The organism is Shewanella fodinae, assembly GCF_014651955.1.
GTDB classification, from domain to species: domain Bacteria; phylum Pseudomonadota; class Gammaproteobacteria; order Enterobacterales; family Shewanellaceae; genus Shewanella; species Shewanella fodinae.
Map to the genome: position 1 here is coordinate 190,674 of NZ_BMXW01000002.1, position 14,285 is coordinate 204,958.

A 14,285-nucleotide genomic window follows, 5' to 3' on the forward strand; every position below is an offset into this window, starting at 1 on the left:
TTTTGATAATGGGGTTTAATCCTTAGCGTTTTTTAATAGCCTGGTCCGGCATAATTGAGCGGTCGCCATTCTTTAGGCGGTCTCATTAAAGTGCCATTAAGGTTGGGTTTCTTACAGTGGGCACGTGGCAAGTCTCTTTCCTTTGCCATATTTCATAAGTAACCATATGCTTGTATTATGATTTTTATCAACAGGGTAAGTGACGTTCAAAACGCTTGAGCGCGATAGGCTTTACCCCCATCGTCGAACGGAAATTAGCGATGTCTGCGGAGTGTCTACTGGCCAGAACGGCAGAGATACAATGGCAAATATGAAAGCTGCTGCGCAGTTTTCATCCGATACGCGAGACAGCTAACAATGGCTGCAAAAACAATGGATACAGTGGCTTTCTTTGTCATGAATTTAGTAGTAATTTATTGCCCTCATCCATATTAGCTTACCTTCCAGAGACGTTTATAATTTAGCGGCGCTCAGCTTTTGAATATAAACCCTGCTTCTTGCTTGAATGATAAATAAGGTTGTTTCTACATGCTCAGTCGATTTGGAAAAACGCTTTGCCTGACTGTGTTATTAGGAGTTGCATTGGTGCAATCTGCAGCCGTGACAGCTGATCCTAAGACACCTCTAAACCAAGAGAATAAAGTCGAAGCCATACTCGCGGATAAAAATCCGCCAGCAGCTCAGCAGAAAGCGCCGGAACCGGTGGTAGCGAGCAATGCTAAATTTACGACAAGTGGCATATTTGATCAGGACTCTGTGGTTAAACTGGCCAAACAGTTGGCGGACAAACCTTATGTCGCCCCCGATGAATCTTTGCCTGATTCTCTTAAAAATCTGACACAAGAACAGTATAAAGATATCCGTTTTCGGCCAGATGCGGCTATTTGGAAGAATCAGAACTTACCTTACCAGTTGCAGTTGTTTCACCGCGGGTTTTATTTCAAGCAACTGGTGGAGCTAGCGTTGGTACGGGGCAATCAGGCAAGTCACTTAGCCTATAACCCTGACTATTTTGAGACCGGTAAGTCGGTTACCCAACCTTTACCCCAAGGCGATATTGGCTATTCGGGGTTTCGTCTACATTATCCTTTGAATCGTAAGGATTATTTCGATGAATTACTAGTATTCCAGGGCGCGACCTATTTCCGTGCGTTGGGCAAGGGCAATAACTACGGTGTTTCTGCTCGTGGCTTAGCGTTAAGAACTGCCGATCCGATGGGGGAGGAATTCCCGTTTTTCAAGGCGTTTTGGATTGAAGAACCTCATGATGATTCGAATCTTTTGGTGATCCACGCGTTGCTGGACAGCCCCAGTGTCACCGGGGCTTATCGTTTCTCCGTCCGTCCTGGTGATAACACTCAGATTGACGTCGAAGCCACATTATTTCCTCGCGTAGATCTCGACAAAGTCGGACTAGCACCGGGCACTAGTATGTATATGCATTCGCTCAATGGTCGCCAAAATACCGATGACTTCCGGCCAGAAGTGCATGACTCCGATGGCCTATTGATGTTGAATGGTCGCAGTGAACGGCTGTGGCGACCCTTGGCTAACCCGAAAACTTTGCAGATCAGTGCGTTTATGGATAATGCCCCGCAAGGTTTCGGTTTGATTCAGCGGCAACGTAACTATAGTGCCTACCAAGACTTGCGTACCCCTTATCAGACGCATCCCAGTCTGTGGGTTGAACCCGTAGGTAATTGGGGCCAGGGTTCGGTTATTCTCACAGAAATTCCAACTCAATCAGAGATCCATGACAATATCGTGGTGTTTTGGCGACCAATAGAACCAATTCGAGCCGGTAGCCAATACCGTTTCGCTTATCGCTTGAGTTGGGGTGAAGAACCTGCAGTGAAGCCAGGCACGGTGACAGTGGCTCGTACCGCCAGCGGTCGGGCTGATATTTCCAAACCTACGGCTAAGCGCCTATTTGTTATTGATTACCAGCTAAACGATGGTAAGCGCCCAGCGGTGATGCCTGTGCCTAAGGTGCAGAGCTCATCAGGGAGTGTTGACAATGTTGAAATCCGTGAAAATCCTCATAACGATGGCTATCGTCTGACATTCCAGTTCGATCCTAAAGATGCTCAGGTCGCTGAACTACGTGCTGAGCTGCAGTTCGATGCGGCGGCCGGTGTTGATGCAGCAGCGCCAGGAAAAGTTGAAACCTGGTTATATCGTTGGTCACGTTAATGAATCGCAAGGATAAACCGATGTTGCAGGATAATTTGCTGGCTCAGGAACATCCTCAGTTAGAAGGCGACAGTGCCATGCCGCCGGAGCGGCCAGCCCCCATGCCACAGCAAAGCCTCAGCGAATTATCGGTGGGCTTTCCGCGTATAAGCACTAATCCTGGCGGGGTTACCTCTAAACTGCCCCCAAGGGTGATGGTGGTCGGTTCTGCATTGCTGCTGTCAGCATTTGCCATTTACGAGATGTTGCAGGTCTTTAGTGTGGCAGCAGTAACGCCATTGGAATACTTGGTATTGCTGTTATTTGCAGTCAATTTTTGTTGGATTGCACTGGCGTTTTGCAGTGGGGTCGCGGGTTTTATTGAGCTGATAAAACAACGTTTTGTAAGGGCAAAAGCCCCACAGATTAAACTGCTGACAGACAGTGTTGCCATTCTGATGCCCACCTATAACGAACAACCTGATCGGGTATTCTCTGCGGTGGAAACCATGGCATTGGATTTGGTGAATTACACCAAAGACAGCAAAGAACACCAATGTTTTTCATGGTTTATTCTTTCTGATACCACTGACCCTAGTATTGCACTGGCGGAGGAACAGGCGTTCTGGCTGTTACGTCGTCGGCTCGCGGGCCGCGCTCGAGTGTTTTATCGACGGCGTCGTAAAAATACGGCACGCAAATCGGGCAACGTAGAAGACTTCTGTACCCGTTGGGGGAGCGCCTACGATAGTTTGTTGGTTTTGGACGCTGACAGTGTGATGCAGAGTCAATGTATCATGGAACTTGGGCGGCGCATGCAAGCCGATCCCGATGCTGGCCTGATCCAGACCATTCCTTATCTGGTAAAAGGTGTCACCTTGTTGGCTCGACTGCAACAATTTGCGGCCAGATTCTATGGCCCGGTAATCGGGACCGGATTGGCATGGTGGGTGCAGAAGGAAGGGAACTTCTGGGGACATAATGCCATTATTCGTACGCAGGCATTTATGCAGGCGGCAGGGTTGCCGGTGCTCAAAGGTAAGCCGCCTTTTGGTGGGCATATCATGAGCCATGACTTTGTCGAGGCGGCGCTGATCCGTCGTGCCGGTTGGAGTGTACAGATCGCTGCAGATCTGCCGGGCTCATTTGAAGAATGTCCACCGTCAATCATCGATATGGCAGTGCGTGATCGCCGTTGGTGTCAAGGAAACCTGCAACACAGCCGAGTGCTACCGGCAAAAGGGCTGCATTGGATCAGCCGCTTGCATCTGGTTACCGGCATTATGTCATATCTGTCATCGCCCTTTTGGTTGTTGTTGATCTTGTCCGGTTTGCTGCTGGCATTGCAGGCACACTATATTCGTCCGGAATATTTCACCGACCAATTTTCGCTGTTTCCTAAATGGCCTGTGATGGACTCCGACCGCGCACTGCGGTTGTTCTACATTACGATGGGGATTCTGTTTGGGCCAAAGATTTTTGGTTCGCTGCTCCTGCTTACCGATAAACAATATGTCAGGGTGCTTGGTGGCAGGTTACGTATCGGCGCCAGTATTTTGCTGGAAGTGCTGGTGTCAGCGTTGATAGCTCCCATCATGATGTTTATCCATTGCGGCGCTGTATTTGCGATTATTTCGGGAAAGGATAGTGGTTGGGCACCGCAACGTCGTGATGACGGCAGTCTGCCTTGGTCAGATGTGATTTATCGTCATCGCTATCACGTCTTGGCCGGTATTCTGCTGGGATATGCTGCCTATCTGGACTCTTGGACGTTGCTTGCGTGGATGTCACCCGCACTTATCGGCTTATGGATTGCGGTGCCGTTGTCGGCTTTTACTGCATCACAAAAAGTGGGCAAATGGTTCCGGGCTAAACGTTTGCTATCAACGCCAGAAGAGATTGAACCTCCGCAAATTCTGACCGCCGCCGCTGCTGCCCGTGAACAATATGAGGCAGCGCTCAAAGAGGTATGGGATGTACGTATGTTGCTGGATAAGCCCGAGTTGATGGCACTGCATATGCAACTTATGGATAAGCTGCCAACCCATGTTCCAGGCGGCAAAATTGAGTCGATGGATGCCATTGCCCGAGTAAAAGTGCAAGAAGCGCAAACACAAGAAGCGTTATTGGCTAACCTAGACAACAAAGAACTGGGATATATTTTAGGCAATCCGCTATTGCTGCAAACTATGCAGCGCTTACCCAAATCCTATACAGAGAGTGACTTGGTGAGCATCTGCTAAATTTTACGATGATATAGAAGCCGACCACAGTGTCGGCTTTTTTATGGGCATGTACTTCTGTTCATAGTGAATGTGAGCCGTGCGCTTATTTTTGCTTTTGGTGTTTGCCAAATGGCGGGCTTCAGGATAAATTAAAACACTTGTTTGAAATATTAAGGCTGTTGACTGATGAACCCAATTCAAGCCCCGACATTAGAGATGAACTTTCTGCTGCAGCAGGTTTTTGAAGCCGACCATGTTTGGCAAACGTTACCTGCCATTGCCGAGTTACTCGATCTAGATACTGCCGCTGCAATCCTAGAAGAGGGCGCAAAATTCTGTGGCGAACAGATCCAGCCACTGAATCGCGCAGGCGATGAACAAGGTGTGTGTTTTGACGGTACACAGGTAAAAACGCCTGATGGTTATCCAAACGTGTTCCGTCAGTATGCCGAAGGCGGCTGGGTCGGTCTGTGTGGTGAGCCTGAATATGGCGGCATGGGCATGCCAAAAATGCTAGGCGTGTTGCTGGATGAAATGGGTTACAGCGCCAGTAACGCTTTTACTCTTTATGGTGCGCTGACGGCGGGGGCTGCATTGTGTATTCATGCCCACGGCACACAAGAGCTCAAAGCGTTATACCTACCCAAGTTGTATTCCGGTGAATGGGCCGGGGCGATGGATATGACAGAACCTCAGGCGGGTTCGGACTTGCGTAATATTGCCACTCGCGCCGTACCTCAGGCGGATGGCAGTTATCGTATTAACGGCAGCAAGATGTTCATTACTGGTGGCGATCATGATCTAACCAGTAATGTTATTCATCTGGTGCTGGCGAAAATCCAAGGCAGCGACGGTATTTCTCTATTCCTAGTGCCAAAATTCAAAGTCAATGCCGCTGGAGATCTTGGTGATGCTAACGGCGTTACTGTTGGCGCAGTAGAGCACAAGATGGGGCTTAAAGGCTCTGCCACCTGTGTGATGAATTATGATGATGCGCAAGGCTATTTGATTGGGCGTGCTAACCGTGGGTTGGTCTGCATGTTTACCATGATGAACTACGAACGTTTGTCGATTGGTATTCAAGGATTGGGCAGCGCCCAGAGTGCCTACCAGATGGCGGCTGAATATGCCAAGGAACGACTACAAGGATTGGCGGCCGGAGGGTCGCCAACCGGGGCGCAAGCCGATCCTCTCATAGTGCATGGCGATGTCAGGCGCATGTTGCTGAATATCAGAGCGCTAACAGAAGCAGGGCGCGCCTTAGCCATGATGACCGGGATGCAACTCGACCGCGCTAAATACGCCGCAGTCGATGCAGATAAGCAGCAAGCCACTCGCTTTGCGGCACTGTTAACACCTGTCGCTAAGGCATTTCTCAGTGATCGCGGCTTTGATGCCTGTGTGATGGCGCAACAGGTCTTTGGCGGTCACGGTTATATCAGCGAAACCGGTGTCGAACAGTTGGTTCGAGACACCCGCATCGCACAGATTTACGAAGGCACCAACGGCATCCAGGCCATTGATTTCCTTGGCCGAAAATTGGCTGGTGATAACTTGGTCACTGTGACGGAGTTTTTTGCCATGTTGCGGCAACAGCAACAATCATGTGCGCCAGCTTTTGCGCAGGAGTTGCAACAGTTACAGACATTGCAACAGCAATTTTTGGATGTTATCGCCTCAATTAATCAACAGAAACATGATAAACCCGCATTAATAAATGCGGTTGCTGTGGATGCGCTGGATGCATTCGGTTATCTGCTGTACGGCCATTTTTGGCTGATGATGGCTGACCGTGCGCTTAAAGCGACAACATTACCTGCGGCTTTTGTCAGTGGCAAACAGCAATTATGTCGTTACTATTTTGCGAAACTGTTACCTAGAGTGGCGTCCCATCTTTCGGTAGTTGCCGCCGGAGATGACAGCGTCATGCAACCTGCTGCTGATTGGTTTTAATAAGGTCGTTCACTAACGTGTCAGAAAGCGTTTGAAAAAGTGCCCGCATCAGCGGGCGCTGCTTTGCTGAGATAACGCTGTGTTAGCTTCTGTTTGCAATTGCTGTTGTAGCGCGGGCATCACCGCTGCCATGAAACTACGCTTATTTTTTGCCGCCTGAGGGTTAAGGCCGTTTTCCAGCACCACAAAGAGATAGCGGTTCTTATCCTGAGTGGCATCTCCTGAAAGAAAACCCGCAAGATTCTGCACTCCACTCATACTGCCTGTTTTAGCGATCACTGAGCCCCGTAGCGGACCGTGATTAAACGGGCGCTTATATTGCAAGGTGCCGCTGATGCCCGCCTTTGGCAATACACCTATCAACCATTGCAGTGAAGGGCGAGTTTGGATCTGCTGCAACAACTGCGCGAGTTGTCTGGCGCTGAGTAAGTTGTAACGCGACAAACCTGAACCATCCACAAGGTTACTGCTAGTCATTGAAATCCCTAACTGTTCCAGAGTTTCCTTCACAGTCATGGCCCCGGCGGCAAATCCGGCCGTGTTGCCAAAGCGTTGCTGACCAGCTTGTTTGAGCAGGGTATCGGCAATCAAATTGTCGGAATCGAGTAGCATTTCACTGATCAGCTCGCTCAACGATGCGGAAGTGTTATCCAGCAATAACTTGGCCGATGCTGGCACAGTGTTGGCAAAGCTTATCTGGCCGTTAAAGGCAAACTGTTGTTGATAGACCGCCGCAACGATATCTGCGGCATAGCGCTGAGGATTATTAATCGCAATCGCCAGTGGCAACGGGGCACTACCGCCGTAGCATCCATCAAGCAGATAATGATTATCGGGTTGCCGTTGCAGCGTCAGTTGGCAAAACGGCTGTCGTTTTTGGGGATCAAAATACGCACTGGAACGAATAGAAATCGGGGCAGGTAATAGCGGTTTTACCTGAGTTATCTTATCGCGTTGCAGCAACACGGCTTTAACACAATTTTGATCTATCACAAAGGCGGATACCGGGGCTGCGTAGCAGATGCCTAAATCGTCCCACACCCATCCTGGCGCTTGCCACTGGCTGTCATTATTGCCCACCAGTAGAATCTTGCCAGCGATTTTTTGAACCCCGGTTGCGGCCAATTTGGTGGCCATTTGCGCCAACTGTGCCCGCGTCAGGCGCGGATCGCCACTGAACTGCAAATAGATATCACCGTTGATAACGCCGTTTTTGATATTTCCGGTGGTAAACAGGCGAGTATGAAAGCGAAAATCTTCGCCAAGGACTTGCCAGGCAGTCACCGCAGTGAGTAATTTCTGAGTACTGGCAGGTAACATCAGCACATCGGCATTATGGCTGATCAGCACTTCGCCGCTATGACTGTCCTGAACCCATAAGGCGGTTTGTGAATCTGTTGGCAATAACGGTTGCAACCAGTGTGGCAGCGGTGCGGCACTGGCGGTTAACGGTAACAGCAAGCAACTAAGCCTTATCAGCCTTTGTCGCCAGTGTTTAACATCAGCTAATTTATTGGTCATCCTTTTCCATCAGCCGATAAAATTTCAGTGTGACAAAGATAACCAAGGCAATATACAGTGGCAAAACCAGCGGTCCAAGCCAATCTTTAAAATGGAAAATTCCCCAGGCCGCAGCCAAAGTAAGTAACAGTGGTATCCAGATATTACGCTTCATGTTGAGTCCTGTTTTGTCGCAGCGGTGAGCCCGTCATAGTGACATGATAAACCGAGGATCTTTGGTATGATTTGTCATCTTTGCAATCATTTTACTGTGAACAACGACACAAGCGCACACTAATTGTACAAAATAGGCACAATTTCAATGCATCTGCTTCTCGTTATGGGAGAAAACGCTTGCTCCGTTGGTCACAAGTGAGTAAGTTCTATGGCCTTAAATCAGCCGCAACTTTACCGCGGCTATTTTCACGTGGCGTCCTGAACAAAAGTACAGGGACCATGCGGTTCGGGATTTCGGGATAGAGAGTTGTAGGAGGATGCCTTGCTGGATCAGCTAGGTGGCATTGCTATAAGCCCTGATTCGATACAGTGGCTGTTGACCCCCAAAAATTTCAAAGAAACCCTTATTGATAGCATTAACGCTGCGCAGCGGGTGATCTATATTGCGGCGTTATATCTGGAAGATGATGAAGCTGGGCGCGAAGTCTTGGCAGCGTTGCTTAATGCTAAAGCCCGTCGGCCAGCACTTGATATTAAGGTACTGGTCGATTTTCACCGGGCGCGCCGTGGGCTTATTGGGCATAAAGGTGACAGTGGTAACTATCAGCTTTATCGCAAGTTAATGGCCAATGCAGCACAGCCGTTCACTATTTATGGGGTGCCGGTGAAGTCCCGCGAATTTTTGGGCGTACTACACCTCAAGGGCTTTGTGATTGATGACACTGTGATATACAGCGGTGCAAGCCTCAATAATGTCTATTTGCAGCAGCAGGAGCGTTATCGGCTCGACCGTTACTACTTACTGAAATCTGCAGAATTGGCCGCCAGCATGCGCAACATGATTGATGAATACATCTTGTCAAATAGCGCGGTTGTCAGCTTGAGTAGCCTGCAGGAGCAACTGCCTGAACGACACGAAATTAAGGCCTTGAAACAACAACTCTGCAGTGCCCGTTATCGGTTCCGTGATGGTCATGCGCCACTGCGGCTTACGCCCATGGTCGGGCTGGGTCGCAAGCAGAATCTTCTGAATAACACCGTACTGCAATTAGTGAAAGAGTCACGGCAGTCGTTGTTTGTTTGTACACCTTATTTCAATCCGCCTTATTTGTTGATGCGGGCGTTAGCAAAGCATCTGCGCAGTGGTCGAGGTTTGGACATTGTGGTGGGTGACAAGACCGCCAATGACTTTTTTATCCCGAGCGATCAGCCGTTTTCTACCATTGGTGCCTTGCCTTACCTGTATGAGCAGTCGCTGCGAAAATTTGCCAAGCAGCAGCAGTGGGCGATTGACAATGGGTTGTTAAGAATTCATCTATGGCATCACGAGCGTAACAGCTTTCATCTGAAAGGGATCAGCATGGATGAGCGTAAACATCTGCTGACCGGCAGTAATCTGAATCCTCGCGCCTGGGCGCTGGATTTGGAAAACGGCATTTTACTACACGATGATCAACAGGTACTGGCCTCCAAATTCCGCGAAGAGCAGCAGCAGTTGCTGCAATATACGCGCGAGATCTCCCATTACAGTCAGTTAGAAACACTGCAGAGCTATCCGCTTGCTGTGAAAAAAATTCTGACCAGGATCCGGCGATTGCGCGCCGATTTCTTGCTACGTCGGATCCTCTGATGACAATTGCGGCACCATTTTCTGACAAGATACCCGTGCTACATGCGGTGCATCGTCTGCATGCTTATCGCCAATCGATTGCCACTCGACCTTATGCGGCTCGGGGCATGAAAGTCGTTCGTTGTGGCAGTTGTCTGTTGCCACAACAGATTTGTACCTGTGCCAGCCGCAAACTGTTATCGTCACAGACAGCATTTGCGCTGGTCATGTACGACACTGAAGTGCTGAAACCCAGTAACAGCGGACGGCTTATTGCGGATCTTATTCCCGATACCCACGCGTTTTTATGGTCGCGCACTCAGCCTGATCCACAACTGTTGGCATTACTTAACCATCCCGGATATCAGCCGATTTTGGTGTTTCCCGGTGATTATGCCTTGCCCGGACAGCAAATAATTGAAGTGCAGCCGCAGATGCCGCCATTGGCGTCGCGTTTTGCCAAAGAACGTGTTCCGCTGTTTGTGCTGCTGGATGGCTGTTGGCGTGAAGCGGTAAAGATGTACCGCAAAAGTCCTTATCTGCAGCAACTTCCAGTGCTTTCGTTTCATCCAGAGATATTAGCATCGTATCAGCTGCGCAAAGGACAACGGGAGTTTCAGTTGGGCACTGCGGAAGTCGCTGCCATGACACTTAATGTTTGGGGCGAACAAGCCAATGCTGAGGCATTACAACTGTGGTTCAACATTTTTGTTGAAGCAACACTCTGGAGCCGTAGCGCCCGCTCACCAGAATGTTTAGCACGGATGCAAGCACTGCTGGCAGAATTTAACGCACGGTAGCGTTGGACAGTAATACAGTCTCATACCAAAGGGATTCGTTAGAACAGCGCGTTAGAACTATAGCAACCTATGGATATTTAAATGGATATTGATATCGAAGGGCATGAATATCTAACTTTTGTCCCTGGCCAATGGAAGGAGACCGGGCAGGCTCCAATTGAGTGGTTTGAGGATAATTTCCCAAGATTTATTTATGCGCCTGAACACATTGTTCAAAACTCGGTGCCTTATGAGCTGAATGACGGACCAAATAAAGGTGGGGTGTATTTCTTAATTAACCAAGGTCGAATTGCTTATGTAGGTGTATCAAACGCAATATATCGCAGGCTTATACAGCACCACAAAAACAAAATGCCATTCACACACTATTGGTGCTTTGGCGGCATGCCGGAAATATTCGTTGAGGCTATAGAATCTTACTATATTAACAAATTTGAGCCGCCATTAAATGACAAGTATCCTACCCCGCATGAAGTTGTCGAGCCTTACCTATGAAAGCTCTAACAAGGCCAGCCAGAGGGACCAAAAAAACGCCGCTTCTCTCTGGTTTTCTGGCCCCTGCTGGCGGCGTTATGTGCTTTGAAGGAAAAGGTTGTGACAGAAGATGAAATGATGGAACAGTACTATCGTCAAAGAGAGAAAATGAAGTTGTTCCTCCTTGATAAACACTCTGCTAATGCTAAGTCAATATCGGATACTCTAGAGAAATGTGGGTATTCTCTGTCAGAGGAGAATTTTGAATACTCAGATTCTGTTGGCTTGACTGTTTTTTTTAAAAACTTGGTGTCTATATTGGCTCCTGAGCTTAATCGTGACAAAGATGATTTAGTAAAGTTAAAGCAACTATTCCAGATCTACGAAAAAAAAGCGAGAGAAGGTTATTTATATACAAATAATTACATGCTCATGCTGACGCCTTTACTCAGAAGAGGTATGCATCCAGTTAATAATTGGGCTCCATTATTTGTAGCGAAAATGTGGGAGCTGGACTTAGAGGGGATTGAAGCCTCAGTAGCATTGGATTATGACCGTGCAAAACTTGATGTAAGTGATTTTGGCTATGCTGAACTCGATACTTGGTTTGGCGCTCCTTTTGAAGATGATATTTCAAGTATCAAAGACGGTATATCAAAGCTAAGACCTCCGATGGATATTGAACAAAGGCTTATAAATTTTATCTTTAATGACAAATACAGTCTTGATATAAAGTGGAGCACGAAAGGAAAGATTAAAACGTTCCAGGCGCTGGAGTTTAGTAATGAAAATGTGATAATTGAGTTTCAAAATAATACTTATTACCCAGCAAAGTATATCCATGCAGAATTTGATCTTCAATCAAACTCATTTCGTCATTTTGATGGTGCGGTTCATTTTTATACACACGAAGAGTATTTTTCAAGAAGGAATTTAGACTTTAATTTTGCCAACAAAAATACAAATCTGGTTAAAGCAAAATCTCAAAAAGTATTCAAACTTGATGGGAAAATCAGCAAAGATATTTGGTTGGAATTAACGGGACATTTCTTAACAGGAAATCCGTTGATCGTTGAGTATTTCACTGGGAATTATCCACAACATGTATCAGGTCGCTTGAGTCGAGCACGCACATAACAAACTGCTTAACGGGAAAAAAACGCGTAGTACTTTGGGTTCGGTTTGCTTTTGAGGTTCCGGCTGGTCAGGTTGGGTGTAATGGCTTGGTTTTTGCCCATTAGCAGGGCGTTAACACATAGATATTTTTATCCGAAGCTGACGAGTTAGAGTTAAGACTTTAACTAGGAAATGTCCAAAACCGAGTGACAGCCAGAATGATACTTTAATACTCGGTTGCAACTCGGTTCAGACTTGGTGGTGGTGATCAGTATGAATCGTTATTCCTTTCCTATCGTTAGTGCTCATCACTGTTAGGGCAGTTTTTTCAGTATATCGCCCAGTAGCTGATGGGCCATTTTGACATCCCGGTCACCAAATTGGCTTAAGGTTTCTTGCAGCCAACGCTGCAATTTTTGATCATCATCAACCTGCAACTTTTGTAGTAAAGAAGCTGACTTCTCCAACAGTGCTTTAAGTTGCAGCGCATCGGCGGTGGATTGCTGTATTCCCGGCAGGTGCTCCGCCGAGAGGAAAGCCTGCCCGAGTTCATAGGCATAAACCAACACCGCTTGTGCCAAATTAAGTGACGGGTATTCCTGAGCGATAGGAATATAACTGAGCAAATCGCACAACTCTAAATCGCTGTTACTGAGTCCACTGGCTTCACAGCCAAAAACAATGGCGACGTTTTGTAGTGATTGCTGCTGGGCATTGAGTGATTGCACTACTTGTGTCGGACTTAAATATTGCCGTGGATTGCCGCGCTCACGTGCGGTGGTGGCAATCAATAAGTCAAACTCATTGGCAATTGCACTCAAAGATGGTGCTTCGCGAATATTTTCCAGTACATCTACTGCGCCACAGGCGACCCAGGCGGCTTCATCTTCGCGGTGCGCCAGTGATTGCACCACAATTAACGAATCAAAACCTTGGGTTTTAATGGCTCTGGCAGCGGCCCCAATATTAGCCGCGCGGGCAGGGGACACCAGAACAAAACTGAGTTGCATCGGTCCATTTCCACAAATTTACGAGACTGAAGATTATACGCTATTGGCACCCAGTAGGGCATCGATATGTCTTTATAGGAAAATGTGCGATGGTGCAAATTTTGTGAAGTAATAACAATTATCGCTTGCAATTGCTGCCAGCAGATCAGATAGTTTGCAAATCAAGTAATTTGATTATCAAACAATGTGGACGCATGGTATGACCGTTGAATTTCATAGTATCGCTCGTTGGCAACAGGATCATGATTTTAGTAAAGAAAATATAGGTGGTGAACGCAGTACCAAACTCGTACTGGCGCTGACGGTTATTACGATGCTGGCAGAGATTATTGCCGGTACAGTTTATGGTTCTATGGCGTTGTTAGCCGATGGTTGGCATATGGGCACCCATGCCGCCGCCTTCATGCTAACCTTATTTGCTTATGCCTATGCGCGCAAAAATGCTACCAATCCTTGTTTCGCCTTTGGCACTGGTAAAGTGAGTGTACTGGGTGGGTTCACCAGTGCCGTCGCCTTGGGACTGGTGGCATTAGTCATGGCGGTTGAGTCGGTGCTAAGACTGCTGTCACCGGAGCAAATCCATTTTAATCAGGCAATCCTGGTCGCCGTTATCGGTCTTACGGTGAATATTATCAGCGTCTTTTTGCTGAAAGATCACCACAGTCATGAGCATGGGCACCATCATGAACACCATGACCATCAGGGGCATGATGACCACAATCTTAAAGCTGCTTACTTTCATGTGATGGCCGATGCCTTGACGTCGTTGCTGGCGATTGGTGCGTTGTTAGCCGGGAAATATATGGGCGCTAACTGGTTAGATCCAATAATGGGTATTGTCGGTGCAATTATTATCAGTCGTTGGGCTTGGGGACTTATTCGGCAAACCAGTCCTATCTTGCTGGATGCTAGCGCAGAACCTAGCTATGTGCGGCAATTAGTACAGCGAATTGAGGCCGAAGGTGATCACAAAGTGACTGATGTCCACGTGTGGAAAGTCAGCGCCGATCACCATGCCGCAATGATCTCTTTGGTCAGTCACCAACCGAAAGATACCGATTATTATCATGATCTGCTGGCAGATTTCGGCCAAATTGATCACTTGACCGTTGAAGTTAATCGCTGTGACAACTGTGCCGACGCGACACAACCACGTAACAGTTGCAACGGGCACGGATGCTGTCATGCTGATGACCATGACCATGACCATGACCATGACCATGCGCACCACCGTCATTAATTATTAGGA

Annotated in this window: 11 protein-coding genes; 8 read left to right on the top strand and 3 right to left on the bottom strand. The window is 47.8% G+C overall.

Features of this window, described 5'->3' with window-relative positions:
• Positions 1-528 precede the first annotated feature (528 nt).
• From IE064_RS03070 to IE064_RS03080, 3 genes are all read left to right on the top strand, one after another.
• Positions 529-2,193, top strand: a complete 1,665-nt coding sequence (locus tag IE064_RS03070; protein WP_189616299.1) for a glucan biosynthesis protein G — start codon at positions 529-531, stop codon at positions 2,191-2,193.
• Between the two features lie 20 nt (positions 2,194-2,213).
• A complete protein-coding gene (gene mdoH, locus IE064_RS03075; RefSeq protein WP_133039497.1) occupies positions 2,214-4,415 on the top strand; it encodes a glucans biosynthesis glucosyltransferase MdoH in 2,202 nt (733 codons plus the stop codon).
• Between the two features lie 168 nt (positions 4,416-4,583).
• Positions 4,584-6,350, top strand: coding sequence for an acyl-CoA dehydrogenase C-terminal domain-containing protein (locus IE064_RS03080; protein ID WP_189616301.1), 1,767 nt, complete (start codon positions 4,584-4,586; stop codon positions 6,348-6,350).
• A 48-nt stretch (positions 6,351-6,398) separates the two neighbouring features.
• Here the strand turns inward: IE064_RS03080 and dacB are convergent, their stop codons facing one another.
• Together dacB and IE064_RS03090 are read right to left on the bottom strand one after the other, a co-directional pair.
• Positions 6,399-7,871: a D-alanyl-D-alanine carboxypeptidase/D-alanyl-D-alanine endopeptidase gene (gene dacB, locus IE064_RS03085; RefSeq protein WP_189616303.1), complete on the bottom strand. Its 1,473-nt coding sequence runs from the start codon at positions 7,869-7,871 to the stop codon at positions 6,399-6,401.
• Positions 7,861-8,025, bottom strand: coding sequence for a hypothetical protein (locus IE064_RS03090; RefSeq protein ID WP_165900134.1), 165 nt, complete (start codon positions 8,023-8,025; stop codon positions 7,861-7,863). The genes dacB and IE064_RS03090 overlap by 11 nt, the downstream gene beginning before the upstream one ends.
• A gap of 324 nt (positions 8,026-8,349) precedes the next feature.
• Between IE064_RS03090 and pssA the strand changes: the two genes are divergently transcribed.
• From pssA to IE064_RS03110, 4 genes are all read left to right on the top strand, one after another.
• Positions 8,350-9,657 carry a CDP-diacylglycerol--serine O-phosphatidyltransferase gene (gene pssA, locus IE064_RS03095; RefSeq protein ID WP_133039500.1) on the top strand — a complete coding sequence of 436 codons (1,308 nt, stop codon included), beginning with the start codon at positions 8,350-8,352 and terminating at the stop codon, positions 9,655-9,657.
• Positions 9,657-10,436 (top strand): tRNA-uridine aminocarboxypropyltransferase, encoded by a 780-nt coding sequence (locus IE064_RS03100; protein WP_189616305.1) that lies wholly within the window; start codon positions 9,657-9,659, stop codon positions 10,434-10,436. The genes pssA and IE064_RS03100 overlap by 1 nt, the downstream gene beginning before the upstream one ends.
• A gap of 81 nt (positions 10,437-10,517) precedes the next feature.
• Complete coding sequence (locus IE064_RS03105) at positions 10,518-10,931, top strand: GIY-YIG nuclease family protein (RefSeq protein WP_189616308.1); 414 nt, start codon at positions 10,518-10,520, stop codon at positions 10,929-10,931.
• Between the two features lie 99 nt (positions 10,932-11,030).
• Positions 11,031-12,047 carry a hypothetical protein gene (locus tag IE064_RS03110; protein ID WP_189616310.1) on the top strand — a complete coding sequence of 339 codons (1,017 nt, stop codon included), beginning with the start codon at positions 11,031-11,033 and terminating at the stop codon, positions 12,045-12,047.
• A gap of 293 nt (positions 12,048-12,340) precedes the next feature.
• Here the strand turns inward: IE064_RS03110 and IE064_RS03115 are convergent, their stop codons facing one another.
• Positions 12,341-13,036, bottom strand: a complete 696-nt coding sequence (locus IE064_RS03115) for a tRNA/rRNA methyltransferase (protein WP_189616312.1) — start codon at positions 13,034-13,036, stop codon at positions 12,341-12,343.
• A gap of 199 nt (positions 13,037-13,235) precedes the next feature.
• Here IE064_RS03115 and dmeF point away from each other — a divergent pair, with 199 nt between their 5' ends.
• Positions 13,236-14,276 (top strand): CDF family Co(II)/Ni(II) efflux transporter DmeF, encoded by a 1,041-nt coding sequence (dmeF, locus tag IE064_RS03120; protein WP_189616319.1) that lies wholly within the window; start codon positions 13,236-13,238, stop codon positions 14,274-14,276.
• Positions 14,277-14,285 lie beyond the last annotated feature (9 nt).

Bases quoted from the DNA above. Each gene is read 5' to 3' on its own strand.
- IE064_RS03105 (WP_189616308.1), top strand. From the start codon at position 10,518: ATGGATATTGATATCGAAGGGCATGAATATCTAACTTTTGTCCCTGGC.
- mdoH (WP_133039497.1), top strand. From the start codon at position 2,214: ATGTTGCAGGATAATTTGCTGGCTCAGGAACATCCTCAGTTAGAAGGC.
- dacB (WP_189616303.1), bottom strand. From the start codon at position 7,871: ATGACCAATAAATTAGCTGATGTTAAACACTGGCGACAAAGGCTGATA.
- dmeF (WP_189616319.1), top strand. From the start codon at position 13,236: ATGACCGTTGAATTTCATAGTATCGCTCGTTGGCAACAGGATCATGAT.
- IE064_RS03100 (WP_189616305.1), top strand. From the start codon at position 9,657: ATGACAATTGCGGCACCATTTTCTGACAAGATACCCGTGCTACATGCG.
- IE064_RS03115 (WP_189616312.1), bottom strand. From the start codon at position 13,036: ATGCAACTCAGTTTTGTTCTGGTGTCCCCTGCCCGCGCGGCTAATATT.
- IE064_RS03080 (WP_189616301.1), top strand. From the start codon at position 4,584: ATGAACCCAATTCAAGCCCCGACATTAGAGATGAACTTTCTGCTGCAG.
- IE064_RS03070 (WP_189616299.1), top strand. From the start codon at position 529: ATGCTCAGTCGATTTGGAAAAACGCTTTGCCTGACTGTGTTATTAGGA.
- IE064_RS03090 (WP_165900134.1), bottom strand. From the start codon at position 8,025: ATGAAGCGTAATATCTGGATACCACTGTTACTTACTTTGGCTGCGGCC.